The sequence below is a fragment of the Pseudomonas sp. 65/3-MNA-CIBAN-0223 genome (assembly GCF_040310425.1).
GTDB classification, from domain to species: Bacteria; Pseudomonadota; Gammaproteobacteria; order Pseudomonadales; family Pseudomonadaceae; genus Aquipseudomonas; species Aquipseudomonas gregormendelii.
Genome location: NZ_JBEOPV010000010.1, coordinates 122,376 through 148,099, shown reverse-complemented (window position 1 = coordinate 148,099; position 25,724 = coordinate 122,376). Strand labels below are relative to the sequence as shown.

Genomic DNA, 25,724 nt, shown 5'->3' with positions numbered 1-25,724 from the left:
GCGTCTCGGGGACCGCCAACAACTATCGATGCCGGGTTATCGACTTGTTGGGGGCAGGCTTTAGCCTTCAATCGATGTTCGATGGATCAAAAGATCGAACGATCTTCTGTTACTTCATGCCGAGGCGCTTGGCCATGCGTCCAAGGTTCGCCCGGTCCAGGCCCAGCTCCCGCGCCGCGCTGGCCCAATTGTCGTGGTGGCGTTCCAGGCAAGCGCTGATCAGTTGTCGCTGATAATTTTCGGTTGCTTCACGCAGGTCACCCGACACCAGTGCCACCGCTGCACCGGCGGGTTGCTCTGGCACTGCTTCGACGTTGCCGTAGGGCAGGTCCAGATCCGCCGCGCTCAAGGTGAGAATCTTCGGCCGCTCCTTGCAGTGACCCAGCGCCTTCAGGGCGCTGCGGCCAATCAGGTGCTCCAGCTCTCGCACGTTGCCCGGCCAGTCGTAGGCCAGCAACGCGGCCTGGGCATCGCTGCTCAGACGCAGGCTGTTGAGGCCCATGCGTGAGCGGTTCTGCTCAAGGAAGTATCCGCTGAGCAACAGTACATCGCGCCCGCGGTCGCGCAGCGCCGGCACCAGCAGGGGATAGACGCTCAGCCGGTGATAAAAATCGGCACGATAGCGACCACTGCGCACTTCCTCGGCCAGGTCGCGGTTGGTCGCGGCAATCAAGCGCACGTTCACCTGATGTTCCTTGTCCGACCCCAGTCGTTGCAGCTGGCCGCTTTGCAGCACGCGCAGCAGTTTGGCCTGCACAGTCAGCGACAGCTCGCCCACTTCGTCGAGAAACAGCGTGCCGCCATTGGCCAGTTCGAATTTGCCGCGCCGGTCATTGGTGGCGCCGGTGAAGGCGCCGCGCACGTGGCCGAAGAGCTCGCTTTCCACCAGGGTGTCGGGCAGGGCGGCGCAGTTGAGGCTGATGATCGGTTTGTCGGCGCGGGCGGACGCAGCGTGGATGGCCTGGGCCACCAGTTCCTTGCCGACCCCGGTTTCGCCAGTGATCAGTACGGTGAGGTCGCTGCTGCCCACCAGGTCGATTTCTTCAACCAGGCGTTTGAGCGCCTTGCTCTGGCCAATCATCTCGCGGTTCTGCTGGCCGCTCGCCTGGCGATAAACCTCGGCGCGCTGATGCTCGTCTTCGGCCCTGTTGGCCAGGCGTTCGATCCGTTCGGCTGCATTGACCGTGGCCGCCGCCAGGCTGGCGAACGCTTGCAGCGCATCCAGCTCAATCGGTTCGAAGCGTTGCGGATCGAGGGCATCGAGCGTCAGCAAGCCCCAGGGGCGTTCGTCGATAAACAACGGGCAGCCCATGCAGTCATGGACTTCCAGATGCTCATGCAGGCCATCGACCAGCCCATCGTAGGGGTCTGGCAACTCGCTATCGGCGGCAAACCGGGTGGGGCCCGGACTGCTGAGCAGCGCTTCGAAGCGCGGATGCTCGCTGATTTTAAAGCGCCGCCCCAGGGTATCGGTGCTCAGGCCGTCGACTGCCAGGGGCACCAACCATTCGCCATCGATGCGCAGCAGGGCTGCGGCATCGCACGGCAGCAGGGCGCGCATGGCTTCGAGCAGGCGTCGATAACGCTCGCCCTCCGGGAGTTCGCGGGACAGGTCAGAGACCAGCGGGAGCAGCGTGGTGAGCAAGGATTTTGCAGTCATAGTGACTCCATATAGTCGATATGACTATAAATCAAATTAGGTCTAAATGACTATATAGTTTGTAAGATATTGATTTATATGAAAATTAAATCTGGCATGAAAACTGATACGTAAGGGCAAACGAATAGAAACCCAGGAGTTACCTTATGCTGAGCGCTCAAGATCGTGCCATCGTCAAATCCACCGTGCCGTTGCTGGAAAGCGGTGGCGAAACATTAATTACCCATTTCTACCGGATGATGCTCTCCGAGTACCCTGAAGTGCGCCCTTTGTTCAACCAGGCCCACCAGGCCAGTGGTGACCAGCCGCGTGCCCTGGCCAACGGTGTGCTGATGTATGCCCGTCACATCGATCAACTCGACCAGTTGGGCGATCTGGTGGCCAAGATCATCAACAAGCACGTGGCCCTGCAAATCCTGCCGGAGCATTACCCGATCGTTGGCAGCTGTTTGCTGCGTGCCATTTCCGAAGTGCTGGGTGACGAGATCGCCACGCCTGAAGTGATGGCCGCCTGGGGCGCTGCCTATGGTCAGCTGGCCGATATCCTGATCGGCGCGGAAAAAAGCATCTACGACCAGAAGGAACAGGCGCCTGGCGGCTGGCGTGGCGCGCGGGAGTTCATCGTGGCGGCCAAGGTCGAGGAGAGTGCGGAGATCATTTCGTTCTACTTCGAGCCTGCCGACAAGGGCCCGATTCTGGCAGCAGAGCCTGGCCAGTACATCGGCATGAAACTGGTACTCGATGGTGAAGAAATTCGCCGTAACTATTCACTGTCGGCCTTGACCAATGGCCAATACCGCATCAGCGTCAAGCGTGAGCGCGGCGGTCGTGCCTCCAACCACCTGCACGATCAACTGCACGTCGGTGCGTCCATCCAGCTGTTCCCGCCATCGGGTGAATTTACCCTGAGCGCCAGTAACAAACCCCTGGTGCTGATCAGTGGCGGCGTTGGTATTACCCCGACCCTGGCGATGCTTGAGGCGGCGCTGGCAACTGAGCGTCCGGTGCACTTCATCCACTGCGCGCGCAATGGCAGCGTCCATGCGTTTCGTGACTGGATCGACGGGCTTGCCGAACGTCATCCGCAGCTCAAGCGGTTCTACTGCTATGCCGAAGATGACGGCGTGAGCCCGGCGGCGCACAAGGTGGGGGTGTTGAGCCAGGAACAGTTAGGCGAGTGGTTGCCGCAGGAACGCGATCTGGATGCCTATTTCCTTGGGCCCAAGGGCTTCATGGCGGCGGTCAAGCGCCATCTCAAGGCGCTGGGTGTGCCGGAGAAGCAAAGCCGCTACGAGTTCTTCGGGCCAGCATCCGCGCTGGAATAGCCACCGCACCTTTTGCACGGGCGGATTGCAAAGGTGTAGCTGATGGCCTTATCGCGGGCAAGCCTTGCCCCCACAGGTGGTGAGGTCTGGCAGTGGCGACAAGCCCTGTAACCACAGTCGGTGAGATCTGTGGGAGCAAGGCTTGCCCGCGATGAGGCCTGTGCAGTCACCCTTGCAAGCCGGCCCCGGGAGAGTCAGGTCAGCCCTTGAGTTCCTTCAAATGTTTGTAAACCGTCGCCCGTCCCATGTTCAGGACATTGGCCACATAGTTGGAGGCGCTTTTGCCTTTGAAGGCGCCTTCGGCGTGCAGAGCCAGGACCAGTTCGCGTTTGTGGTCGCGGGTCAGCATGCTCAGGCTCAGCTGTCGCTCGCGCAGCCAGGCATGGAGGAAGGTGTTGATCCGCTCCTGCCAGTCATCACGGAACAGTGAGTCCGGTTGCGGTATCAGCTTGCTCGGCGACAGGAAAAGATCCAGCGCCGCCTTGGCGTTTTCGAACAGCGAAATATTCAGATTGATGCACAGCACCGCCAAAGGATGGCCAGCGCTGTCACGCAACACGCTGCTCAGGCTGCGAATTTTCTGACCATCCCAGTTGAGCTTTTCATACGGCCCGATGTTTCGTTCGCTGACCTCTTCACTGAGCATGTCTTCCAGCGAGGAATCGTCACCGACTTCACGTTTCGACAGGTTGTTGGCGATGTAGTCGACTTTCTGCGTGCGCAGATCGTGCAGCACCACTTCGGCATGGGGAAAGAACAGCGTCGCAATCGCGTCGCTGATGGCTCGGTAGTTATCCAGGGCCGGATCTTTCTCGGGGGCGTTCATTCAGTGGTGCTCCGGGCGACGTCAGCGCCCATAAGGCAGGGCGCTGGAAGTTTGCAGCAAACGGGAGTGGACGTCACCTGACTACCCCTGTTGGTTCAGGCGGGCGGGGGCGAGCATGGCGGCATTGAGGCCGAATTTCGACAGGGCTTCCGGCAGGTCCTGGCCGCGCACCAGTGCAGCGCTGGCCTGGCCCATCGCTGGAGAGGTCTGAATCCCGTAACCGCCTTGAGCCGCCACCCAGAACAGTCCAGGTACCTGCGGATCGAAGCCGGACAGCAAATCGCCGTCGCTGACAAAACTGCGCAAGCCCGCCCAGGTGCGGGTCGGGCGGCGGATGGTCAGGGTGGTGGCCTCCTCGATCTGGTAGATGCCCATGGCAATGTCCAGCTCTTCGGGTTGCACATCATGGGGTTCGACCGGGTCGGCATTGGCTGGGGAGCCAAGGAACATCCCGGCGTCGGGCTTCATATAGAAGGATTCATCCAGGCTGACCAGCATCGGCCAGTGGTGGATGTCCACGCCTTCGGGCCCGGCAAAGATGAACGCCGCGCGGCGCTTGGGTTGCAGGCCCAGTGGCTGCGCGCCAGCGAGGGCGCCGATTTTGTCCGCCCAGGCGCCTGCCGCATTGATGATGACCGGGGCGCTAAAGGTTTGGCCGTCGGTTTGCACCTGCCAGATGCCCTCGGCGTCCCGGCTCAGGCTCACCACCTGAGTATCGGTCAGAACCTGGCCCTGGTTGCGGCGGATTCCACGCAGGTAACCCTGATGCAGCGCATCGGTATCAATGTCGCTGGCGGTCGGGTCATAGATGGCGCCATGAACTTTTTCCCGGCGCAAGATCGGCAGGCGCACGCACGCTTCCTCGGCGCTGAGCAGCTGCATCTGCGGCACTGTGGCCTTGGCGCTCAGGTACTGGTTCTGCAGTTCGGCAGGGTCGCCGCTGAAGTCCACCGTCATCTCGCCGCGCGGGGTCAGCAGTGGATGTTCGCAGAAGCCTGGCGGTGGTGCATCGAAGAAATCCCGGCTGGCCTGGGTCAATGCCCGAACCTGTGGTGTGCCGTAAGCGGCGGTGTACAACGCCGCGGAACGGCCGGTGGAGTGGTAGCCCGGATGGGATTCGCGTTCGAGCACAATCACCCGCGCGTGCTGCGACAGCCAGAAACCGGTGGAAGCGCCGGCAATGCCGCCGCCGATGATGATGAAGTCTGCCTGGCTCATGCATGTCTCCTGTAGAGCGCGGATGCCATTGATATAGAGGAACACTGTGGGAGCCGGGCTTGCCCGCGATTGCATCACTGCGGTGTACCTGACAGAGCGCTGCGCCTGAATCGCGGGCAAGCCCGCTCCCACAGGGTCAGGTGTTAATGCTGTAGTTGGTAAAGGGCATTCGCCAGCGCGATGTCTTCCAGGCCCAGACCGATCGAGCGGAAGAACACGTGGCGATCGTAGGCCGGACGCTGCACTTTTTCGCTCATCAGCTCGGGCAGGTCGCCGACGATACTGTCCTTGTCCCAGCCATGCTGTTCGCCGGCAATCAGCATTTCCCCGGCCGAACCGGGCGTGGTCACACGATAGTCGCAGAACACCTGCATGGCGTTGAGGCAGTGCGGCGGCACTTCGTGAGCCCGTGGCGCGTTGGTGCTGATGGAGGTGATCAGGGCCGGTTTGCTCAAGGTGGACGGGTCGATGACCGGGCCGGCGGAGGAGGTACACAGCATAATCACGTCAGCGTCCAGGACGGCCGCTTCGCGACTGGAAACCAGCGTCAGGCGCGGATCAAGCCCTGTGAGCCGTGCCTTCGCTCCAGCGTCAAGACCGTCCAGGCTCGGGGAATACAGGTTGATGCTCTGCCAGGCACGCAGGCCCTTCACGTAATGCAGGTGCGCCTGGGCCACCTTGCCGCTGCCGATAATTGCCAGGCGCTGCGCTGTTGGCGGCGCCAGGGCATCGACCGCCACGGCGGTGGTCGCCGCCGTACGTGCCGTGGTCAGTTCACCGGCATCACAGAGCAACAGCGGTTGACCGGTCTGCATCGACATCAGCAGCGTCCACGCCGTCACCAACGGGCCTTGCTCGCGCACGATGTAAGGCGACGTCTTGACCCCATAAACGCCATCTTTGGCCAGCACGCCCAAGTAGTTGATGAAGTCGCCAGCGCCTTGGGGGAATTCAACCAGTTGCTGCGCCGGTTGCACCGCGTGGCCTGCGGCCAGGTCACGGAACAGTTTGCGCAGGATCTGCGGCACGTCGATTTGATCGAGCAACTCGCGTGCTTGAGGTTGGGTGATCACGTAAGGCGTGCTGGACATGAACGGCTCCGGAGACTGCATCTGAACTATTTTGTCTATTATGGACTTTTAGTTTATTCCGGCAAGCTCCGTTCGAGAAAAACCAGGCAAAAAAAAGCGCAGTCCGTTGCCGGCTGCGCCTCTTCTACTGCGGCCCGTATTTACGGGCGCTTACGCTCAACCGCACGCAACAAATGGGTCGGCGGCGTCTCGCAGCTGATCTTGCGACCCAGCAGTGCCTCGATGGACGGCAACTGGTAAGAGTCGTCTTCACCGGCGAAGCTGATGGACACGCCATCGGCGCCCGCACGTCCGGTGCGGCCGATACGATGCACGTAGTCGTCCGGCATTTCCGGCAGGGTGAAGTTGATCACGTGGCTGATGCCGTCAATGTGAATGCCGCGACCGGCAACATCGGTGGCGACCAGCACGCGGATCTTGCCTTCGCGGAAGCCTTCCAGCGTCTTGATGCGCTTGTGCTGCGGTACGTCACCGGACAACTGCGCGGCGTTGACGCCATCACGCACCAGCCGTTCTTCGATGCGACGCACTTCGTCCTTGCGGTTGGCGAACACCATCACCCGCTCCCAGCCGTTGTCGTTGACCAGGTTGTAGAGCAGTTTGTATTTGTCGGCACCGGCAACGGCGTAGATGTGCTGCTCGACGTTTTCGCTGGCGACGTTCTGCGACTCGATCTCGACGATCGACGGCTCGGTGGTCCATTGCTTGGCCAGGTTCATCACGTCTTCGGTGAAGGTCGCGGAGAACAGCAGCGTCTGACGCTCGTTCTTCGGCGGGGTCTGGCGAATGATCTGCCGCACCTGCGGAATGAAACCCATGTCGAGCATGCGGTCGGCTTCGTCCAGGACCATGACTTCGACCATGTCCAGGTGCACGTCGCCGCGCTGGTTGAAGTCCAGCAAACGGCCGGGCGTGGCCACGAGGATGTCGCAGTGACGGGCTTCGAGATGCTTGAGCTGCTTGTCGAAGTCCATGCCGCCGACGAACGTCATGACATTGAGGCCGGTGTACTTGGTCAGGTCAGCGGCGTCCTTGGCAATCTGCACCACCAGTTCCCGGGTTGGCGCGATGATCAATGCCCGTGGCTCGCCCATGTAGCGCTCTTTGGGCGGCGGGGTTTGCAGCAACTGGGTGATGATCGAGATCAGGAACGCAGCGGTCTTGCCGGTGCCGGTCTGGGCGCGGCCGATGGCATCCTTGCCCGCGAGGGTAAAGCCCAGCACCTGGGCCTGGATCGGCGTGCAATACGGGAAGCCCAGGTCCTGGATGGCGTGCATCAGTTCAGGGGCGAGTTTGAAATCGTGGAAACGGGTTTTGCCTTCCTGGGGTTCGACGACGAAGTCTTCGAGTTTCCAGGGAATAACCGGTGCCTTGGGCTTGGGTTCGCGACGCGGCCTGACAGGCTTGGGGGCTTCGCTGCGCGGCGGCTCGTCGGCTGTTACCTCGACAGTGGGGGCAGCCGGTGGGGTCATCGGCTCGTGCTTGGGTACCGCTGCGGTGGCGGTCCGGCCAGACTGATTACCGTCGGCGCGGTGGCTGGGTGAGTGAGACGGAGCGCTGGAGGCTGGCGCGAGCTGCTCAGTCTCGCTTTTACCGAACATTTTCTTGAGTGCTTTGAGCACGGTCATCTCATCAATTGATTAAGGAATGTACGCCGGCCAGTGTAATGCAAGAATCGGGCGCGGCGTAGTGTGATGATCAAAGGCAGCTTTTACACAGTCTGTTTAGCGTAGGCGCTCGGTCAGCCAGGCGCCGATATCGCTGATCTCTTCGGGTAACACTTCGTGCCCCATTGGGTATTCCTGCCATGTCACGGTGACACCACGGGCCTTCAAGTGCTCGTAGGCACTGCGCCCCATCGAATTTTGCACAACGTCATCGTATTGGCCGTGCAGGCACAGCACGGGAATACGCTGCTGGCTGGCGGAAATGTCCAGCGCGTCGCTGAACGTCGGAGCGTAGGTGGAGAGGGCAAGTACGCCACCCAGCGGGCCTTGCCATTTCAGGAAGGCCGCGTGCAACACTACGGCACCGCCCTGGGAAAAACCGGCGAGAAAAATTCGCGAGGCGTCTATTCCGCTGGCGCGCTCAGTTTCGATCAAGTCCAGAACCCGTTTTGCTGACTCATCCAGCTGCTCGCGGCTGATTGCCCGGGCCGGGCTCATGGCCAATATGTCGTACCAGCTGGGCATCTCGTAGCCACCATTTATGGTGACCGCGCGCGTGGGTGCCTGGGGTAAAACAAAGCGGGTGCTCAACAGGGTTTCCTGCAACGCTTCGGCCACTGGCAGGAAGTCATAACGGTCGGCGCCCAGGCCGTGCAGCCAGATAACACAGGCGTCTGCTGGCTTGACGGGTTGAAGAATCAGGGGCTCGGTCATGTTCGCTCCATTTTTGTGCGTGCGCTCTCATTGAGTGCGAGATCTGAGTGCGCGTCTGGTTGATCAGTTAAGAAGATGTCGCAAGGTTACAAGTTTTGCTATTGACCTGTCTTTGAATCGCTTTGGCGGGCGGTCTGGTACGGGCTTTGCTATGGGAAAACCCGAGCAATCAATCCAGCGACTGGCGGTAACACTATCAGTGTACTGCTGGTGGCGGGATAGCAACAAAAATCCGGTGATGGATGTTCGCCAGTGGCCGCTACGGGCTTCGCGAACGTGAAGGGCTACAGCCCGTTCGGCCGACTGGTGAGAAGTGAGTGATCCATGATGTGGATTTTCTCCTACTAGACTCATAGCTAAGGTCCTACGTCGCTTGACCCTAAAAAAAGCCAACACGGGTCAACAACGCCTCATAAGGGTGCGACTGGACTCACGCTCCGACACAACAAGAGCAAAACTGGAGGTTTGAATGAAGATGTTGAAATCCACCCTGGCCGTCGTGACTGCAGCCGCAGTACTTGGCGTCAGCGGGTTCGCTCAGGCGGGTGCAACCCTGGATGCAGTGCAGAAGAAAGGTTTTGTACAGTGCGGTGTAAGTGACGGCCTGCCGGGTTTCTCGGTTCCGGACGCCACTGGCAAGATCCTCGGCATCGATGCTGACTTCTGCCGCGCTGTAGCCGCTGCCGTATTCGGCGACGCGACCAAGGTTAAATTCAGTCAGTTGAACGCCAAGGAGCGCTTCACCGCGCTGCAGTCCGGCGAAATCGACATCCTGTCGCGCAACACCACCATGACCAGCTCCCGTGACGCGGGCATGGGCCTGAAATTTCCAGGCTTCATCACCTACTACGACGGCATCGGCTTCCTGGTAAACAACAAGCTGGGCGTCAAGAGCGCCAAGGAACTGGACGGTGCAACCATCTGCATCCAGGCCGGTACCACCACTGAGCTGAACGTTTCCGACTACTTCCGTGGCAACGGTCTGAAATACACCCCGATCACCTTCGACACCTCCGACGAAAGCGCCAAGTCGCTGGAATCCGGTCGTTGCGACGTGCTGACCTCCGACAAGTCCCAACTGTTCGCCCAGCGCAGCAAGCTGGCCGCGCCGAAAGACTACGTGGTTCTGCCGGAAACCATCTCCAAGGAGCCTCTGGGCCCTGTCGTGCGTAACGGCGATGACGAGTGGCTGGCGGTGGTCCGCTGGACTGGCTACGCCATGCTCAACGCTGAAGAAGCCGGCATAACTTCGAAAAACGTCGAAGCTGAAGCCAAGGCCACCAAGAACCCGGACGTCGCTCGTATGCTCGGGGCTGACGGTGAATACGGCAAGGATCTGAAACTGCCGAAAGACTGGGTCGTACAGATCATCAAGCAAGTAGGTAACTACGGCGAAGTGTTCGAGAAAAACCTCGGCAAGAGCACCCCGCTGGAAATCGACCGCGGCCTGAACGCGCTGTGGAACAACGGCGGCATTCAATACGCACCACCAGTGCGCTGATGGTTCTATCACCCGGTGGGCCAACCGCCGGGTGATGTTCTGTTCCATTCTTTGCGGGGCACTTCATGCAAAATTCAATCGGCGCACCAAAGCAGAGGCTCAGCCTCAGCGATCCCAAAGTGCGTGCGTGGCTATTCCAGATCATCACCATTGTGGCGGTGGTCTCGCTGGGCTGGTTTCTGTTCGACAACACCCAGACCAACCTGCAACACCGGGGCATCACTTCCGGCTTCGACTTTCTGGAGCGCAGTGCCGGTTTCGGCATCGCTCAACACCTGATCGACTACACCGAATCGGACAGCTATGCCCGGGTGTTTGTCATCGGCCTGCTCAATACGCTGCTGGTGACGTTCATCGGCGTGATCCTGGCGACGATCCTCGGGTTCATCGTCGGCGTGTCACGGCTGTCAAAAAACTGGATTATTGCCAAGCTGGCGACGGTGTATGTAGAGGTTTTCCGCAACATTCCGCCGCTGCTGCAGATCCTGTTCTGGTATTTCGCGGTATTCCTGACCATGCCAGGACCGCGTGCCAGTCATAACTTCGGCGATACCTTCTTTGTCAGCAGCCGTGGCCTGAACATGCCGGCGGCGTTGGCGTCTGATGGTTTCTGGCCATTCGTGGCCGGCGTGGGCGTGGCCATTGTCGCTATCGTGCTGATGTGCCGCTGGGCCAACAAACGTTTCGAAGAAACCGGCGTGCCATTCCACAAGTTCTGGGTCGGCCTGGCGCTGTTTCTGGTGATCCCGGCACTGTGCGCGTTGATCTTCGGCGCGCCGGTGCATTGGGAAATGCCCAAGCTGCAAGGCTTCAACTTCGTCGGTGGCTGGGTATTGATCCCTGAACTGCTGGCGTTGACCCTGGCGCTCACCGTATACACCGCGGCATTCATTGCCGAGATCGTGCGCTCGGGCATCAAGTCGGTCAGCCATGGCCAGACCGAGGCGGCGCACTCCCTGGGGCTGCGCAACGGTCCGACGCTGCGCAAGGTGATCATCCCGCAAGCCCTGCGCGTGATCATTCCACCGCTGACCAGCCAATACCTGAACCTGGCGAAAAACTCCTCGCTGGCTGCCGGTATCGGTTATCCGGAAATGGTTTCGTTGTTTGCCGGCACGGTGCTCAACCAGACCGGACAGGCGATCGAGGTGATTGCCATCACCATGAGCGTGTACCTGGCGATCAGTATCAGCATTTCCCTGCTGATGAACTGGTACAACAAGCGCATTGCGCTGATCGAGCGGTAAGGAATAGCGCATGAGTACTCATATTTTCAAACCTGACATGCCCCCACCGGACCGCAGTATCGGTGTGGTGGCGTGGATGCGCGCCAACATGTTCTCCAGCTGGCTCAACACCCTGCTGACCCTGTTTGCGTTCTACCTGATCTACCTCGTGGTGCCGCCGATCCTCAGCTGGGCGATCATCAATGCCAACTGGGTCGGGACCAGCCAGGCCGACTGCACGAAGGAGGGCGCCTGCTGGGTGTTCATTCAGCAGCGCTTCGGCCAGTTCATGTACGGCTACTACCCGGTGGACATGCGCTGGCGCGTGGACCTGACCGTGTGGCTGGCGGTTATCGGCGTGGCCCCGTTGTTCATCTCGCGCTTCCCGCGTAAAGCGGTGTACGGGCTGAGCTTCCTGGTGCTGTATCCGATCATTGCCTGGTGCCTGTTGCACGGTGGTGTGTTTGGCCTGACCCAGGTGGCGACCAGCCAATGGGGCGGCCTGATGCTGACCCTGGTGATCGCCACCGTCGGGATTGCCGGCGCCTTACCGCTGGGTATTGTCCTGGCACTGGGGCGGCGCTCGAACATGCCGGCGATTCGCGTGGTCTGTGTGACCTTCATCGAATTCTGGCGCGGCGTGCCGTTGATCACGGTGTTGTTCATGTCCTCGGTAATGCTGCCGTTGTTCCTGCCAGAAGGCATGAACTTCGACAAGCTGCTACGGGCCCTGATCGGCGTGATCCTGTTCCAGTCGGCCTATGTGGCCGAGGTGGTGCGCGGTGGCTTGCAGGCGATTCCCAAAGGTCAGTACGAAGCAGCCGCAGCGATGGGCCTTGGCTACTGGCGCTCGATGGGCCTGGTGATCCTGCCGCAAGCCCTGAAGCTGGTGATCCCTGGCATCGTCAACACCTTCATTGCGCTGTTCAAGGACACAAGCCTGGTGATCATCATCGGCCTGTTCGACCTGCTCAACAGCGTCAAGCAAGCGGCCGCCGACCCGAAATGGCTGGGCATGGCCACTGAAGGCTACGTGTTCGCCGCCCTGGTGTTCTGGATTTTCTGTTTTGGTATGTCGCGCTATTCCATGCATCTGGAACGCAAGCTCGACACTGGCCACAAGCGTTAGGAGTTCTTTTTATGAGCGAAGCAATCAAACAGCCTGTGAGCCCTGAAGGCATTATCCAGATGCAGGGCGTGAACAAGTGGTACGGGCAGTTTCACGTACTCAAGGACATCAACCTGAACGTCAAGCAGGGCGAGCGAATCGTCCTGTGCGGCCCGTCGGGTTCCGGCAAATCCACCACTATTCGCTGTCTTAATCGCCTGGAAGAACACCAGCAGGGGCGCATCGTGGTCGATGGCGTGGAGCTGACCAACGACCTCAAGCAGATCGAGTCGGTGCGTCGCGAAGTCGGCATGGTGTTCCAGCACTTCAACCTCTTCCCGCACCTGACCATCCTGCAGAACTGCACCCTGGCGCCGATGTGGGTGCGCAAGATGCCCAAGCGCAAGGCCGAGGAAATAGCCATGCACTACCTGGAACGCGTACGCATTCCGGAGCAGGCGCATAAATTCCCGGGGCAACTGTCCGGCGGTCAGCAGCAGCGCGTGGCGATTGCCCGTGCCCTGTGCATGAAGCCGAAAATCATGTTGTTCGACGAACCGACTTCGGCACTCGACCCCGAGATGGTGAAAGAGGTGCTGGACACCATGATCGGCCTGGCCGAAGACGGCATGACCATGCTTTGCGTGACCCACGAAATGGGCTTCGCCCGTACCGTGGCCAACCGCGTGATCTTCATGGACAAAGGCGAGATCGTTGAACAGGCGGCGCCGAATGACTTCTTCGACAACCCGCAGAATGAGCGCACCAAGCTGTTCCTGAGCCAGATCCTGCATTGATCGACGCTCGGCAGTGAAATAAACCCGGACTGAGTGCCGGGTTTATTTTTTTCCAATCGACAACCGCCTGCTATCAGCTGGTCTTTTTATCCAAGGCCAACTGCACTGCCTTCAATGCATTGAGCCTGCCGTGACCGTAATAGTGGCTATGGCCATTCTGATCATATTCTCCCATCGCTCCATCCAGGAAATGAGTGATCTTGTCGCAACAGTCAGCAAGGATCGAGCGAACCTCGGTGCGTGTCAGCGCGGGGTTGGCCGATAAAACCAGAGCCGCCACCCCGGCGGCGCCGGGGCAGGCGCTCGACGTTCCGCCAAAGCTCTCGGTGTAGTTGCCCCACAAGTCACCTTGCCCAAGGGCTTTGTCGTTGTAGCCATTTCTTCCTCGCAGATCTGTTGTCCATATGCCGCGGGTGCGAGCGGGAAAACTGCTGGGCTGGAAATTGTAATCCGGGTGCTGTTCCTGATCGCTGGGAAACGCGCACCAGATGGCTTTTCCGTAATCACTGTAGGCGCTGCGGCGGCTGTGGTCGTTGCAGGCGGCTACGGCCATGACCAGTGGATGGCTGGCATAACCATCATTGTCGACACTTTCACTGCCATTGCCGGCGGCGAAGAAAATCGGGCAGCCCTTGCCCTTTCTCCCTCTGAGCGCGGCGAAATTGATGGCCAGGCGAATACTGGCGGGTAACGGATGGACTTGATGATGGGCCGGATCCATAGGGTCGGCCCAGTTTCCGTCCGGAGGGCCCCAACTGCAACTGATGATGTCCGCGCCATTGAGCGCAGCCCAGACGAAAGCGTTCGCTTCGGTCTGACCTCCCAGTGACTCCGCGTCACCCAGGCTGATCGGCATCAGTCTTGCTCTGGGTGCGACTCCGCTTGCGCCATGCAGGCCATCGGCACAGGCGACACCTGCGGCGGCGGTACCATGGCTTTCATCGGCGTGCTGAGGGCGCGGGTCGGCTCCGGGTTGCCTGGGGTTTCTGTAGCTCCTCGGGGCGACGATTTTGTCGGCCGAGGTGAATTCGGGATGGTCGATATCAAAAGCATCGTCTATGACGGCGATCACTACATTCGCGCCCAGACTCAGGGCGTGGGCAGCCTCGACGTTGGCACTGGCATCAATTTCATACTGATAGCTTACAGTGGTTTTTTTCAGGTGCCACTGATTGGGGTGGATAGTGCGTGAGTGACGTTTTGTCAGGAGTTCAGGATGGCAGTACTCCACATCCTCACGTTCGAGCAAGGTCAGTGCCTGATTGAATACCTGTGTTCCGCAGCCTTCTCCTGGCGTCACGAAATAAGCGTTTTGTGCGTAAACGACTTTTGTCTTGATCGTCAGTCCTGCTTCTTCGAGTACGGTTTCGCAGGCCAGCGAGTCGTGTGAGTCGATAAACTTGATGAAGATATTTTCGGTATAGATCACGGGTTCCCTGGTGTCCGCCGCCACCAGGACGCTGCCGGCGAAACGCACGTTGGGTAGTTGACGCAAGCAGCGCTTGCAGGCCTGCAGATTCCCGGAGTCGGCTGGCAGCTTGAAAACACTCAGTCCTGACGACTCGAAATGAATCACCCGTTGTGCATGGTCCAGGGGGGGGGCGGTGGTGTCGAGAAGGGCTGGCAAGCCGGGAAGGGTTCGGACGACGACCAGATCAGGGGCAGTGTCCAGAAAGAATGAAGGTTCTGATTTGTTGCCGTATTTGAATTCCTGCATAGCGTGTTCCTTGTCTGTGTGAAGTTAGGAGGCGCTGAAGCACGCCCCAAGGCAGTGCCTTGGGTGCAGGAAGTCTATTGGCCGGGTGCAGCGTTCATCTATCGGAAAGGCCTGAGGCTGTTGCGGGAAAGTTCCTCAATATCTGTCGGATGTGAGCTGGCTGTTCTACCTGGATGGAGCAGCGGTTGCCTTTAGGAGCAAACCTGACTAACATGTCAGGAAATACATCCTATGATTGGATGACTGCAAGGGTGTCTTGGCTCAGATGTCTCCGTTGGTAAAAAGGTCTCTGGTCGACCAGGCGTTGGATCAGCTTCGTTTACGCATCACCGAAGGCACGTGGACTGTGGGCCAACGCCTGCCCACCGAACCCGAGTTGTCCGCAGAGCTCGGTATCAGCCGTAATACCGTGCGTGAAGCCATGCGCGTGTTGGCCTTTTCCGGATTGATTGAGATTCGCCAGGGTGACGGTAGTTACTTGCGCGCGGTGATCGATCCACTCGACACCCTCAAAGCGCTGTCCCGCTGCTCTCATGAACAGGCCCGCGAAACCCGGCACATTCTTGAAGTCGAGGCCATTGGCCTGGCCGCCTTGCGCCGCACTGACGAAGACCTGGTGGCCTTGCGTGAAGCACTGGGCGTCAGCGGCAGCCACTACCATGGCGATCTCGACAGCTACATCGCCTGCGACCTGGTGTTTCACCGGCGCCTGGTCGATGCCGCACACAACCCCACGCTCAGTGAGCTGTATCGCTACTTCTCCAGCATCGTCGGTGCGCAACTGCGCCAGACCCTGAACATCACCCCACGGCGCCAGGAAGTGTTCGACTTGCATATCGAACTGCTGGACGCCGTCGAGCAACGTGACCCGGAACGGGCCAAAGCCCTGTCCAGGCAGTTGATCAATGAACCTTGAACACGAGAAAACCATGTCCAGCCGTAACAGCAACATCCCTGAAGCCAAACGCACGGCAGAGCTCGAAGAGCTGCTGATCGACGCCGAGGCCGATGACGACGAGGTGCAGAACAGCCATCCGATCCTGCGCCGGCCCTGGCTGCTGTTGCTGGGCCTGATCCTGGTGGCATTGAACTTGCGCCCGGCGCTGTCGAGCATGGCGCCGATGCTCAGTGACGTGTCGAAAAGCCTCGGGTTATCGGCGGCCCAGGCCGGTCTGCTGACCACCTTGCCGGTGCTGTGCCTCGGCCTGTTCGCACCGCTGGCACCGATCCTGGCGCGCCGTTTCGGCGCCGAACGGGTGGTGCTGGGCATTCTGCTGACGCTGGCCGGAGGAATCATCCTGCGCAGTTCGTTTGGCGAAATCGGCCTGTTTGCCGGCAGCGTGCTGGCGGGTGCCAGCATTGGTGTGATCGGCGTATTGCTGCCGGGTATCGTCAAGCGCGACTTTGCCAAACACGCGGGTACCATGACCGGGGTCTACACCATGGCCCTGTGCCTGGGGGCAGCGATGGCCGCAGGCGCCACCGTGCCGCTGAGCGAACATTTCGACCAGAGCTGGGCAACGGGCCTGGGCTTCTGGGTTATTCCGGCGTTGGTCGCGGCGCTGTTCTGGCTGCCGCAAGTCGGGCACAAACACGGTGCGCACAATGTCGCCTACCGGGTTCGCGGTTTGCTGCGTGACCCGCTGGCCTGGCAAGTGACCCTGTACATGGGCCTGCAATCGTCCCTGGCGTATATCGTGTTTGGCTGGTTGCCTTCGATCCTGATCGGTCGCGGCCTGACGCCGACCCAGGCGGGGCTGGTTCTGTCCGGCTCGGTGATTGTGCAGTTGGCCAGTTCCTTGGCGGCTCCCTGGCTGGCGACTCGCGGCAAGGACCAGCGCCTGGCCATCGTGGTCGTTATGGCTTTGACCCTCAGTGGCCTGTTCGGGTGCCTGTATGCGCCGATCGATGGCTTGTGGGGCTGGGCGATTCTGCTCGGGCTGGGACAGGGCGGGGCGTTCAGCCTGGCGCTGACCCTGATCGTGCTGCGCTCGCGAGATGCCCACGTAGCGGCGAACCTGTCGAGCATGGCCCAAGGCTTCGGCTACACCCTGGCATCCATGGGGCCATTGGCGGTCGGCATCGTGCATGACTGGACCGGCGGCTGGGCGGCGGTCGGCTGGATTTTCGGGGTCATCGGCCTGGGCGCGATCCTTGCCGGCCTGGGAGCCGGGCGATCGTTGTACGTTCAAGTAGTCAGCGAAAAACTCTGACACCTCGGACACTATCGGTATTCGGCCCGCGAATGCCGATAGTGTTCCGCGAATTGGCAGGCTATCGTGCGGGCAGTCTTCAAAACTGTTTTGCAACCCAGGGAGCCTGCACATGAGTGATGCCCACCAAGCATTGATTACCCGGTTTTACCAGGCTTTCCAGCGGCTGGATGCCGAGGCCATGAGCGCCTGCTACACCGATGACGTGCTGTTCAGTGACCCGGCCTTCGGTGAACTGCGTGGGCGTGATGCGGGTGATATGTGGCGCATGCTCACCACTCGCGCCAGGGACTTTTCCCTGACGTTCGACGACGTGCGCGCCGACGAGCGCACCGGGAGTGCACATTGGGTGGCGACGTACCTGTTCAGCCAGACCGGCAATACCGTGGTCAACGACATCCAGGCACGGTTCGTGTTTCGCGACGGAAAAATCTGCGAGCACCACGACCGTTTTGACCTGTGGTCCTGGTCGCGCCAGGCGCTGGGTTTAAAAGGTCTGCTGTTGGGCTGGTCGCCCCTGGTAAAAAACGCCGTTCGGGCCCAGGCCTTGAAGGGGTTGAAGGCATTCCAGGCCGGGCGCTGATAAGATCGCCACTTGTTTCTTTTCCAATCCAGATCGTCAATTGAACAGTCTCAGCCAAACGTCTGTTAGCGCCGTCGAAACGCCGCTGGTCAGCAAGCCCTGGTTCGTCTACCTCGTACGTGCCGCCAATGGTTCACTGTACTGCGGGATCAGCGACGACCCCGTGCGCCGCTTCGCCACTCACCAGCGGGGTAAAGGTGCGCGCTTCTTCCTCTCAAGCCCGGCCGTGGCCCTGGTGTACACCGAGGCCTGTCGCGACAGGAGTGAAGCGCTACGTCAGGAGCGGCTGATCAAGAAACTCAGGAAAAGCGCCAAGGAGTGCCTGGTCGCGAACTATCAATCTGACTGATCAGTTCCCATCAGGCAGACCCGTAGGCCGCCTGCCGATTGCGCGCTAAGCTGTTGACTCCTAATTCGCGCGGCGGAGCCGAGCATGTCCGAGTTGATCCTGCATCATTACCCGACGTCCCCTTTCGCCGAAAAGGCCCGCCTGTTGTTGGGTTTCAAGGGGCTGTCCTGGCGCTCGGTGAAGATTTCACCGGTGATGCCCAAGCCTGACCTCACCGCCTTGACGGGTGGCTATCGCAAGACGCCGGTGTTGCAGGTCGGTGCAGACATCTACTGCGACACTGCGTTGATTGCCCGGCGCCTGGAGCAGGAAAAAGCCTTGCCGGCTCTCTTCCCGGAAGGTCAGGAGATGATCGCTGCGTCGTTCGCCGCCTGGGCGGACTCAGTGGTGTTCCAGCATGCCGTTAGCCTGGTGTTCCAGCCGGAATCTGTCGCCGTGCGTTTTGCCAGCCTGCCGCCGGAAGCAATCAAGGCCTTCCTGGCGGATCGCGCCGGGCTGTTCAGTGGTGGCAGCGCCACCCGCGTGTCTGCCGAGCAAGCCAGGCACCAGTGGCCGACGATCATGGCGCGACTCGAACAGCAACTGCAGCGCGAGCAGGGTGATTTCCTCTTCGGCGAGCCGTCGATTGCCGATTTCGCCCTGGCGCATCCACTGTGGTTCCTCAAGGCGACGCCGGTCACTTCGCCGCTGGTCGATGGGTATCCGGCAGTGTCAGCCTGGTTGGGCCGCGTCTTGGGCTTTGGCCATGGGGCTGCGAGCGAGATGACTGCAGAGCAAGCGCTTGAGGTGGCACGCAGCGCTACACCGGCGCAGTTGCCGCAGGAACGCTTTGCAGAACCTAACGGTTTCGAGGCGGGTCAGCAGGTAGTGATTGCGGCCACGGATTATGGGGTTGATCCGGTGGCGGGTGAGTTGGTGTTTGCCGGAAGTGAAGAGCTGATTCTGCGTCGCGAGGATGAGCGGTGCGGGGTGGTGCATGTGCATTTCCCGCGATTCGGGTTTCGTCTCGAAAAGCAGCGGTAGATCAACAGATCCCAGCCTCCGGCAGTTCCTGAATTAGAGCGGTGCTCATCTGCAGGCGCTGCCGAAGGCTGCGATCTTGTTTATTTCAAGGCTGCGAGTATGGCGTCCGGGTCATACCCGCGAATCAACGTCCCGTTTACATCGATGATCGGAATGCCGCCGCCACCCAGCGCCTCGTAAGCCTTGCGCGCCTGGGCATCCTTCTCGATATCGAACTCCTTGTAGGGAATGCCTTCCTGGTCGAGAAACCGTCGGGTCAACTTGCAGTAACCACACCATTCAGTGGCGTAGAGCACCACATCGGCCTTGGCCTGGGTCTGCTCCGATACCACCTGGGACGGATTGAACACCCGCTCGATCTTGCCCCAGTTCTGATAGACCACGATCACCAGCAGGATCAGCAGGAATTTTTTCAGCACGCCCCGCAGCATCAGTTGCGACGCTTGAGCTGATCGGTGAGCTGGGTTGGCAGGCCCTTGATGATCAGGGTGCCGGCTTCTTCGTCGTACTCGATCTTCGAGCCCAGCAGGTGCGCCTCAAAGCTGATGGAGAGGCCCTCGGCACGGCCCGTGAAACGACGGAATTGATTCAGGGTACGTTTGTCCGCAGGGATCTCCGGAGACAGGCCGTAGTCCTTGTTGCGGATGTGATCGTAGAACGCCTTAGGACGTTCTTCATCAATCAACCCGGACAGTTCCTCCAGGCCCATGGGCTCACCCATCTTGGCCTGGCTGCTGGCGTAGTCCACCAGCGTCTTGGTTTTCTCCCGGGCGGACTCTTCCGGCAGGTCTTCGCTTTCAACGAAATCACTGAAGGCCTTGAGCAGCGTGCGGGTTTCACCGGGGCCGTCGACGCCTTCCTGGCAGCCGATGAAGTCGCGGAAGTACTCCGAGACCTTTTTCCCGTTCTTGCCTTTGATGAACGAAATGTACTGCTTGGACTGCTTGTTGTTCTGCCACTCCGACACGTTGATCCGCGCCGCGAGGTGCAGCTGACCCAGGTCCAGGTGGCGGGACGGGGTCACATCGAGCTGCTCGGTCACGGCGACGCCTTCGCTGTGATGCAGCAGGGCGATGGCCAGGTAGTCAGTCATGCCTTGCTGATAGTGTGCAAACAGCACGTGCCCACCGACCGAGAGGTTGGATTCCTCCATCAGCTTCTGCAGATGCTCCACCGCCACCCGGCTGAATGCCGTGAAGTCCTTGCCGCCTTCGAGATACTCCTTCAGCCAGCCGCTGAACGGGTGCGCCCCGGACTCGGCATGGAACAAACCCCATGCCTTGCCTTGTTTGGCGTTGTAGCTCTCGTTGAGGTCGGCAAGCATGTTCTCGATGGCGCTCGACTCAGGTAACTCTTCGTCGCGGGCATGCAGAACTGCAGGCGTGCCGTCGGGTTTTTTGTCGATCAGGTGGACGATGCAATGGCGGATCGGCATGGGCTTCTCGGCTGATTGTAGAGGGGAGGGCGCGCTCCCCGAAAAAGCGCCCAGTGTACCGCAACTAGGTATGCATGCCCTTTGTAGGAGCTGCCGAAGGCTGCGATCTTTTGACTTTGCTTTTTAAACAAAAAAGATCAAAAGATCGCAGCCTTCGGCAGCTCCTACGGGGGTTGAGGGGCAATTTGCGGGTGCGCAGCGGCCCTTATGCTGTTTTTTAACGTTTTAGACCAATAAAGCTGACCAAATGGGTAGCTAGAGGCGGATATTTCCCCGTCTCTGTGCTAGTTTTGCCCGGTCTTGCGCGAAGTCACTGCGTTAAGCGTGCATTCAGCATTTGTCAGGTCGAACCAAACCCTGATTTCGGTATCTATAACCCCGATCCCGTGGTTATTGGCCGAGGGTGCCAGATCCAGAAGATCGGGCTCGATGGCTGACACTGCACTCTGCAATCCATATGAATTTGATAGGGAAGGAACACTACATGGCTCTTACTAAAGACCAACTGATCGCCGACATCGCTGAAGCTATCGACGCGCCAAAAACCACCGCGCGTAATGCTCTGGACCAACTGGGCCAAATCGTTGCCGATCAGCTGGAAAATGGCGGCGAAATCACTCTGCCAGGTATCGGCAAATTGAAAGTGACCGAACGTCCTGCCCGTACTGGCCGCAACCCTTCGACTGGCGCTGCCATCGAAATCGCTGCCAAGAAAGTTATCAAGCTGGTTGTGGCCAAAGGCCTGACCGACGCTGTTAACAAGTAAGACGTGTAAAAAAACCGTGCTCCGGAGCGATCCGGGCACGGTTTTTTTGTGCCTGTGATTTGCCGGAGGGCTCGAACCATCGCGGGAGTATCACCGCTGTAGGCGCTGTCGAGTGAAACGAGGCTGCGATCTCTTGATCTTTCACAACAACATCAAAAGATCGCAGCGTGCCGCAGCGCCTACGGTCTCAGCGAGCCCAGCGCTGACGCCAGATTTGCTGTTCGCTCTTGGTCTGGAACGTCCAGGCGACGAAACGGCTTTTCTTCTGCCCCTGGGACATTTCCACGACCTGGCTTTCCAGCACGCCGGCCTTTTTCAGGGCGATCTCGATCGCGGGCAGGTTCGACGCCTTGGACACCAGGGTGCTGAACCACAGCACCTTGTGCTGGAAATGCGCGCTCTCGGCGATCAATTGAGTCACGAAGCGCGCCTCGCCGCCCTCGCACCACAGTTCAGCCGACTGGCCACCAAAGTTCAGCACCGGCAGCTTGCGTTTCGGGTCGGCGCGACCCAGTGCGCGCCATTTACGCTCGCTGCCCTTGGTGGCTTCGTCCATCGAGGCGTGGAACGGCGGGTTGCACATGGTCAGGTCGAAGCGTTCGCCCGGCTCCAGCAACCCCAGCAGGATGTGCTTGGGGTTGGTTTGCTGGCGCAACTGAATGGCCTTGTTCAGCCCGTTGGACTGGACGATGGCCTTGGCAGCGGCCACGGCGGTCGGGTCGATTTCCGAGCCGAGGAAGTGCCAGCGGTAGTCGCTGTAGCCAATCAGCGGATAGACGCAGTTGGCGCCCATGCCGATGTCGAGCACCTTGACCGGCGCGCCACGGGGGATTTCGCCGTCATTGACGCTGGCCAACAGGTCGGCCAGGAAGTGCACATAGTCGGCACGCCCCGGAACCGGCGGGCACAGGTAATCCGCCGGGATGTCCCAGTGGGCCACGCCGTAGAACGACTTGAGCAGCGCGCGGTTGAACACCCGCACCGCGTCCGGGCTGGCGAAGTCGATGCTTTCCTTGCCGTATGGGTTGGTGATCACGAACTTCGCCAGTTCGGGCGTGGTCTTGATCAGCGCCGGGAAGTCATAACGACCCTGGTGGCGGTTGCGCGGGTGCAGGCTGGCCTTTTCGCGGGGCTCGACGGCTTTGGCCGGGGTCGCGGATTCGGGCTTCTTGCGCGCAGGGCGGGGTGTGCGGGGGGCGTTCATGGGTGTGATCGATTCGGGTATGGCTGAAAGTGACGGGCATTGTCCCACATTAGCTACCCAATGACGCATATCCCCTGTAGGAGCTGCCGAAGGCTGCGATCTTTTGATCTTGATTTTGAAGATCAAAAGATCGCAGCCTTCGGCAGCTCCTACAGGGGGCGGTGTTTGTGGGTGAGTGGCAGGCACAAAAAAGGGAGGCCATTTCTGGCCTCCCTTTTTCATTGCGATTTGCCGTTACAAACTGGCAATCCGCGCATGCTGCTCGGCCAGTTTGCCCAAAGCCTGTTGCGCTTCGGCCAGTTTGGCGCGTTCCTTCTCGATGACTTCGGCCGGCGCCTTGTCGACGAAACCGGCGTTCGACAGCTTGCCGCCCACGCGCTGGACTTCACCTTGCAAGCGCAGGATTTCCTTGTCCAGGCGTGCCAGCTCGGCGTCCTTGTCGATCAGGCCGGCCATTGGCACAAGCACTTCCATCTCGCCGACCAGGGCGGTCGCGGACAGTGGTGCTTCTTCGTCTGCTGCCAGCACAGTGATCGACTCGAGGCGCGCGAGCTTCTTCAGCAGGGCTTCGTTTTCGGTGAGACGACGCTGGTCTTCGGCGCTGACGTTCTTCAGGAACAGGTTAAGCGGCTTGCCTGGACCAATGTTCATTTCGGCGCGAATGTTACGCGTGCCGAGCATCAGCGTTTTCAGCCATTCGATGTCATCTTCGGCGGCTGCGTCAATGCGCTCTTCATTGGCCACTGGCCAAGGCTGCAGCATGATTGTCTTGCCTTCGATGCCGGCCAGCGGCGCGATGCGCTGCCAGATTTCTTCGGTGATGAACGGCATGAACGGGTGCGCCAGGCGCAGGGCAACTTCCAGTACGCGAACCAGGGTGCGACGGGTGCCGCGCTGGCGTTCGACCGGCGCGTTTTCGTCCCACAGCACCGGCTTGGACAGTTCCAGGTACCAGTCGCAATACTGGTTCCAGATGAACTCGTACAAGGCTTGTGCGGCCAGGTCGAAGCGGAACTGGTCGAGCTGACGGGTCACTTCGGCTTCGGTGCGTTGCAGCTGCGAGATGATCCAGCGATCCGCCAGGGACAGTTCGTAGGCTTCGCCGTTCTGGCCGCAGTCTTCGCCTTTGTCCAGCACGTAGCGCGCCGCGTTCCAGATCTTGTTGCAGAAGTTGCGATAGCCTTCGACGCGGCCCATGTCGAACTTGATGTCGCGACCGGTGGAGGCCAGCGAGCAGAAAGTGAAGCGCAGGGCGTCGGTGCCGTAGCTGGCGATGCCGTCGGCGAATTCGTCGCGGGTCTGCTTCTCGATCTTCTTCGCCAGTTTCGGCTGCATCATGCCGGAAGTGCGTTTCTGCACCAGATCTTCCAGCTCGATGCCGTCGATGATGTCCAGCGGGTCAAGGACGTTGCCCTTGGACTTGGACATCTTCTGGCCCTGGCCATCGCGCACCAGGCCGTGCACATACACGGTCTTGAATGGAACCTGCGGCGTGCCGTCTTCGTTTTTCACCAAATGCATGGTGAGCATGATCATCCGGGCAACCCAGAAGAAAATGATGTCGAAACCGGTCACCAGCACGTCGGTGGAGTGGAATTTCTTCAGGAACTCGGTCTGCTCAGGCCAGCCGAGCGTGGAGAACGTCCACAGGCCCGAACTGAACCAGGTGTCGAGTACGTCGTTGTCCTGTTGCAACGCCACGTCCGGGCCGAGGTTGTGCTTGGTGCGCACTTCGGCTTCGTCGCGACCGACGTAGACTTTGCCCGACTCGTCGTACCAGGCCGGGATCCGGTGACCCCACCACAGTTGACGGCTGATGCACCAGTCCTGGATGTCACGCATCCACGAGAAGTACATGTTTTCGTATTGTTTCGGCACGAACTGGATGCGGCCGTCTTCAACGGCAGCAATTGCAGGCTCGGCCAAAGGCTTGGTCGACACGTACCACTGGTCGGTCAGCCACGGCTCGATGATGGTGCCCGAGCGATCGCCTTTCGGCACTTTCAGGGCGTGATCGTCGACGCTGACCAGCAGGCCGGCGGCGTCGAAGGCGGCAACGATTTGCTTGCGCGCCTCGAAGCGGTCCAGGCCTGCGTATTCAGCCGGGATCTTGCCGTCGATGCGTTCGTTCAGTGTGCCGTCGAGGTTGAACACCTGGCAGGCCGGCAAGACGGCGGCGTTCTTGTCGAAGATGTTCAGCAGCGGCAGGTTGTGACGCTTGCCGACTTCGTAGTCGTTGAAATCGTGGGCCGGGGTGATTTTCACGCAACCGGTGCCGAACTCAGGATCGCAGTAATCGTCGGCGATGATCGGAATGCGGCGGCCGACCAGCGGCAGCTCGACAAATTTGCCGATCAGGGCTTTGTAGCGTTCATCGTTCGGGTTAACGGCCACGGCGGCGTCGCCGAGCATGGTTTCCGGGCGAGTGGTCGCGACGATCAGGAAGTCGTTGCCTTCAGCGGTTTTCGCGCCGTCGGCCAACGGGTACTTGAGGTTCCACAGGAAACCTTTCTCGTCGTGGTTTTCCACTTCGAGGTCGGAAATCGCCGTGTGCAGCTTGGTGTCCCAGTTGACCAGGCGCTTGCCGCGGTAGATCAGGCCGTCTTCGTGCAGGCGCACGAATGCTTCCTTGACCGCTTCAGACAGGCCGTCGTCCATGGTGAAGCGCTCGCGGCTCCAGTCTACGGACGAGCCGAGGCGGCGGATCTGGCGGCTGATGTTGCCACCGGACTGATCCTTCCATTCCCAGATTTTCTCGAGGAATTTCTCGCGACCAAGATCGTGGCGACTCTGACCCTGGGCTTCGAGTTGACGCTCCACCAGCATCTGCGTAGCGATACCGGCGTGGTCGGTACCCGGCTGCCACAGAGTGTTGCGACCCTGCATGCGGCGGAAACGGATCAGGGCGTCCATGATCGCGTTGTTGAAGCCGTGCCCCATGTGCAGGCTGCCCGTCACATTCGGCGGCGGGATCATGATGGTGTAGGACTCGCCCGCGCCTTGCGGGGCGAAGTAATTCTCAGACTCCCAGGTGTTGTACCAGGAAGTTTCAATGGCGTGCGGCTGGTAGGTCTTATCCATGCGCGGCGGGACCCTATTGGCATTAATTCAGGAAAAGCCGACGAGTATAGCGGGGCATGGGGCGAAGGGCGAGCAGGGGCGGACAGGGCGCGTCATCTCTCACGGTGCGAACACGGTAGGAGCTGCCGAAGGCTGCGATCTTTTGATCTTGATCTTTTCCGGAATCGTTGAAGATCAAGTCAAAAGATCGCAGCCTGCGGCAGCTCCTACATTGGAATGG

General features: G+C 60.1%; 22 protein-coding genes. 11 read left to right on the top strand and 11 right to left on the bottom strand.

Features of this window, described 5'->3' with window-relative positions:
* Positions 1–109 precede the first annotated feature (109 nt).
* Positions 110–1,660, bottom strand: a complete 1,551-nt coding sequence (gene norR, locus AAEZ09_RS14540) for a nitric oxide reductase transcriptional regulator NorR (RefSeq protein ID WP_045059307.1) — start codon at positions 1,658–1,660, stop codon at positions 110–112.
* 146 nt (positions 1,661–1,806) lie between these two features.
* On the opposite strand from norR, the gene hmpA reads away from it, so the two are divergent.
* Entirely contained in the window at positions 1,807–2,985 is a 1,179-nt protein-coding gene (gene hmpA, locus AAEZ09_RS14535) for an NO-inducible flavohemoprotein (RefSeq protein WP_350599851.1), read from the top strand.
* Between the two features lie 199 nt (positions 2,986–3,184).
* On the opposite strand, the gene AAEZ09_RS14530 is transcribed toward hmpA, so the two are convergent.
* From AAEZ09_RS14530 to AAEZ09_RS14510, 5 genes are all read right to left on the bottom strand, one after another.
* Entirely contained in the window at positions 3,185–3,811 is a 627-nt protein-coding gene (locus AAEZ09_RS14530; RefSeq protein ID WP_045062109.1) for a helix-turn-helix transcriptional regulator, read from the bottom strand.
* An 81-nt stretch (positions 3,812–3,892) separates the two neighbouring features.
* Entirely contained in the window at positions 3,893–5,029 is a 1,137-nt protein-coding gene (locus tag AAEZ09_RS14525) for an NAD(P)/FAD-dependent oxidoreductase (protein WP_045062110.1), read from the bottom strand.
* A 143-nt stretch (positions 5,030–5,172) separates the two neighbouring features.
* Positions 5,173–6,120, bottom strand: a complete 948-nt coding sequence (locus AAEZ09_RS14520) for an ornithine cyclodeaminase family protein (protein ID WP_350599850.1) — start codon at positions 6,118–6,120, stop codon at positions 5,173–5,175.
* A gap of 140 nt (positions 6,121–6,260) precedes the next feature.
* On the bottom strand, positions 6,261–7,748 hold the full coding sequence (rhlB, locus tag AAEZ09_RS14515) for an ATP-dependent RNA helicase RhlB (protein WP_045062112.1): 1,488 nt from the start codon (positions 7,746–7,748) through the stop codon (positions 6,261–6,263).
* Positions 7,749–7,844: 96 nt separating this feature from the next.
* Positions 7,845–8,501, bottom strand: a complete 657-nt coding sequence (locus AAEZ09_RS14510; protein ID WP_045062113.1) for an alpha/beta hydrolase — start codon at positions 8,499–8,501, stop codon at positions 7,845–7,847.
* 469 nt (positions 8,502–8,970) lie between these two features.
* On the opposite strand from AAEZ09_RS14510, the gene AAEZ09_RS14505 reads away from it, so the two are divergent.
* The 4 genes from AAEZ09_RS14505 (at position 8,971) to AAEZ09_RS14490 (ending at position 13,133) form a co-directional block, all read left to right on the top strand.
* Positions 8,971–10,002, top strand: coding sequence for an amino acid ABC transporter substrate-binding protein (locus AAEZ09_RS14505; RefSeq protein ID WP_122838809.1), 1,032 nt, complete (start codon positions 8,971–8,973; stop codon positions 10,000–10,002).
* 65 nt (positions 10,003–10,067) lie between these two features.
* Entirely contained in the window at positions 10,068–11,249 is a 1,182-nt protein-coding gene (locus tag AAEZ09_RS14500; RefSeq protein ID WP_045062115.1) for an amino acid ABC transporter permease, read from the top strand.
* 10 nt (positions 11,250–11,259) lie between these two features.
* Positions 11,260–12,357 carry an amino acid ABC transporter permease gene (locus AAEZ09_RS14495; RefSeq protein ID WP_045062116.1) on the top strand — a complete coding sequence of 366 codons (1,098 nt, stop codon included), beginning with the start codon at positions 11,260–11,262 and terminating at the stop codon, positions 12,355–12,357.
* Positions 12,358–12,368: 11 nt separating this feature from the next.
* A complete protein-coding gene (locus AAEZ09_RS14490; RefSeq protein ID WP_045062117.1) occupies positions 12,369–13,133 on the top strand; it encodes an amino acid ABC transporter ATP-binding protein in 765 nt (254 codons plus the stop codon).
* A 73-nt stretch (positions 13,134–13,206) separates the two neighbouring features.
* Here the strand turns inward: AAEZ09_RS14490 and AAEZ09_RS14485 are convergent, their stop codons facing one another.
* Positions 13,207–14,850, bottom strand: a complete 1,644-nt coding sequence (locus tag AAEZ09_RS14485; protein ID WP_350599847.1) for a S8 family peptidase — start codon at positions 14,848–14,850, stop codon at positions 13,207–13,209.
* 256 nt (positions 14,851–15,106) lie between these two features.
* Here AAEZ09_RS14485 and AAEZ09_RS14480 point away from each other — a divergent pair, with 256 nt between their 5' ends.
* The 5 genes from AAEZ09_RS14480 (at position 15,107) to AAEZ09_RS14460 (ending at position 19,018) form a co-directional block, all read left to right on the top strand.
* Positions 15,107–15,766 carry a FadR/GntR family transcriptional regulator gene (locus tag AAEZ09_RS14480; protein WP_045062157.1) on the top strand — a complete coding sequence of 220 codons (660 nt, stop codon included), beginning with the start codon at positions 15,107–15,109 and terminating at the stop codon, positions 15,764–15,766.
* Positions 15,756–17,063 carry a CynX/NimT family MFS transporter gene (locus tag AAEZ09_RS14475; RefSeq protein WP_045062119.1) on the top strand — a complete coding sequence of 436 codons (1,308 nt, stop codon included), beginning with the start codon at positions 15,756–15,758 and terminating at the stop codon, positions 17,061–17,063. The genes AAEZ09_RS14480 and AAEZ09_RS14475 overlap by 11 nt, the downstream gene beginning before the upstream one ends.
* Before the next feature lie 112 nt (positions 17,064–17,175).
* Entirely contained in the window at positions 17,176–17,646 is a 471-nt protein-coding gene (locus tag AAEZ09_RS14470; RefSeq protein ID WP_350599846.1) for a nuclear transport factor 2 family protein, read from the top strand.
* 40 nt (positions 17,647–17,686) lie between these two features.
* Positions 17,687–17,995 (top strand): GIY-YIG nuclease family protein, encoded by a 309-nt coding sequence (locus AAEZ09_RS14465; protein WP_045062121.1) that lies wholly within the window; start codon positions 17,687–17,689, stop codon positions 17,993–17,995.
* Positions 17,996–18,079: 84 nt separating this feature from the next.
* Positions 18,080–19,018: a glutathione S-transferase family protein gene (locus AAEZ09_RS14460; RefSeq protein WP_350599845.1), complete on the top strand. Its 939-nt coding sequence runs from the start codon at positions 18,080–18,082 to the stop codon at positions 19,016–19,018.
* A gap of 80 nt (positions 19,019–19,098) precedes the next feature.
* Here AAEZ09_RS14460 and AAEZ09_RS14455 read toward each other — a convergent pair whose 3' ends face one another.
* Entirely contained in the window at positions 19,099–19,449 is a 351-nt protein-coding gene (locus AAEZ09_RS14455) for a glutaredoxin family protein (RefSeq protein WP_350599843.1), read from the bottom strand.
* On the bottom strand, positions 19,449–20,453 hold the full coding sequence (gene yejK, locus AAEZ09_RS14450) for a nucleoid-associated protein YejK (protein WP_045062124.1): 1,005 nt from the start codon (positions 20,451–20,453) through the stop codon (positions 19,449–19,451). The genes AAEZ09_RS14455 and yejK overlap by 1 nt, the downstream gene beginning before the upstream one ends.
* A 484-nt stretch (positions 20,454–20,937) precedes the next feature.
* Here yejK and AAEZ09_RS14445 point away from each other — a divergent pair, with 484 nt between their 5' ends.
* Positions 20,938–21,219: an HU family DNA-binding protein gene (locus AAEZ09_RS14445; RefSeq protein WP_007905514.1), complete on the top strand. Its 282-nt coding sequence runs from the start codon at positions 20,938–20,940 to the stop codon at positions 21,217–21,219.
* Positions 21,220–21,406: 187 nt separating this feature from the next.
* Here the strand turns inward: AAEZ09_RS14445 and rlmF are convergent, their stop codons facing one another.
* Both rlmF and AAEZ09_RS14435 read right to left on the bottom strand, forming a co-directional pair.
* Complete coding sequence (gene rlmF / locus AAEZ09_RS14440) at positions 21,407–22,423, bottom strand: 23S rRNA (adenine(1618)-N(6))-methyltransferase RlmF (RefSeq protein ID WP_045062125.1); 1,017 nt, start codon at positions 22,421–22,423, stop codon at positions 21,407–21,409.
* Positions 22,424–22,657: 234 nt separating this feature from the next.
* Positions 22,658–25,504, bottom strand: coding sequence for a valine--tRNA ligase (locus AAEZ09_RS14435; RefSeq protein ID WP_350599842.1), 2,847 nt, complete (start codon positions 25,502–25,504; stop codon positions 22,658–22,660).
* Positions 25,505–25,724: the final 220 nt, after the last annotated feature.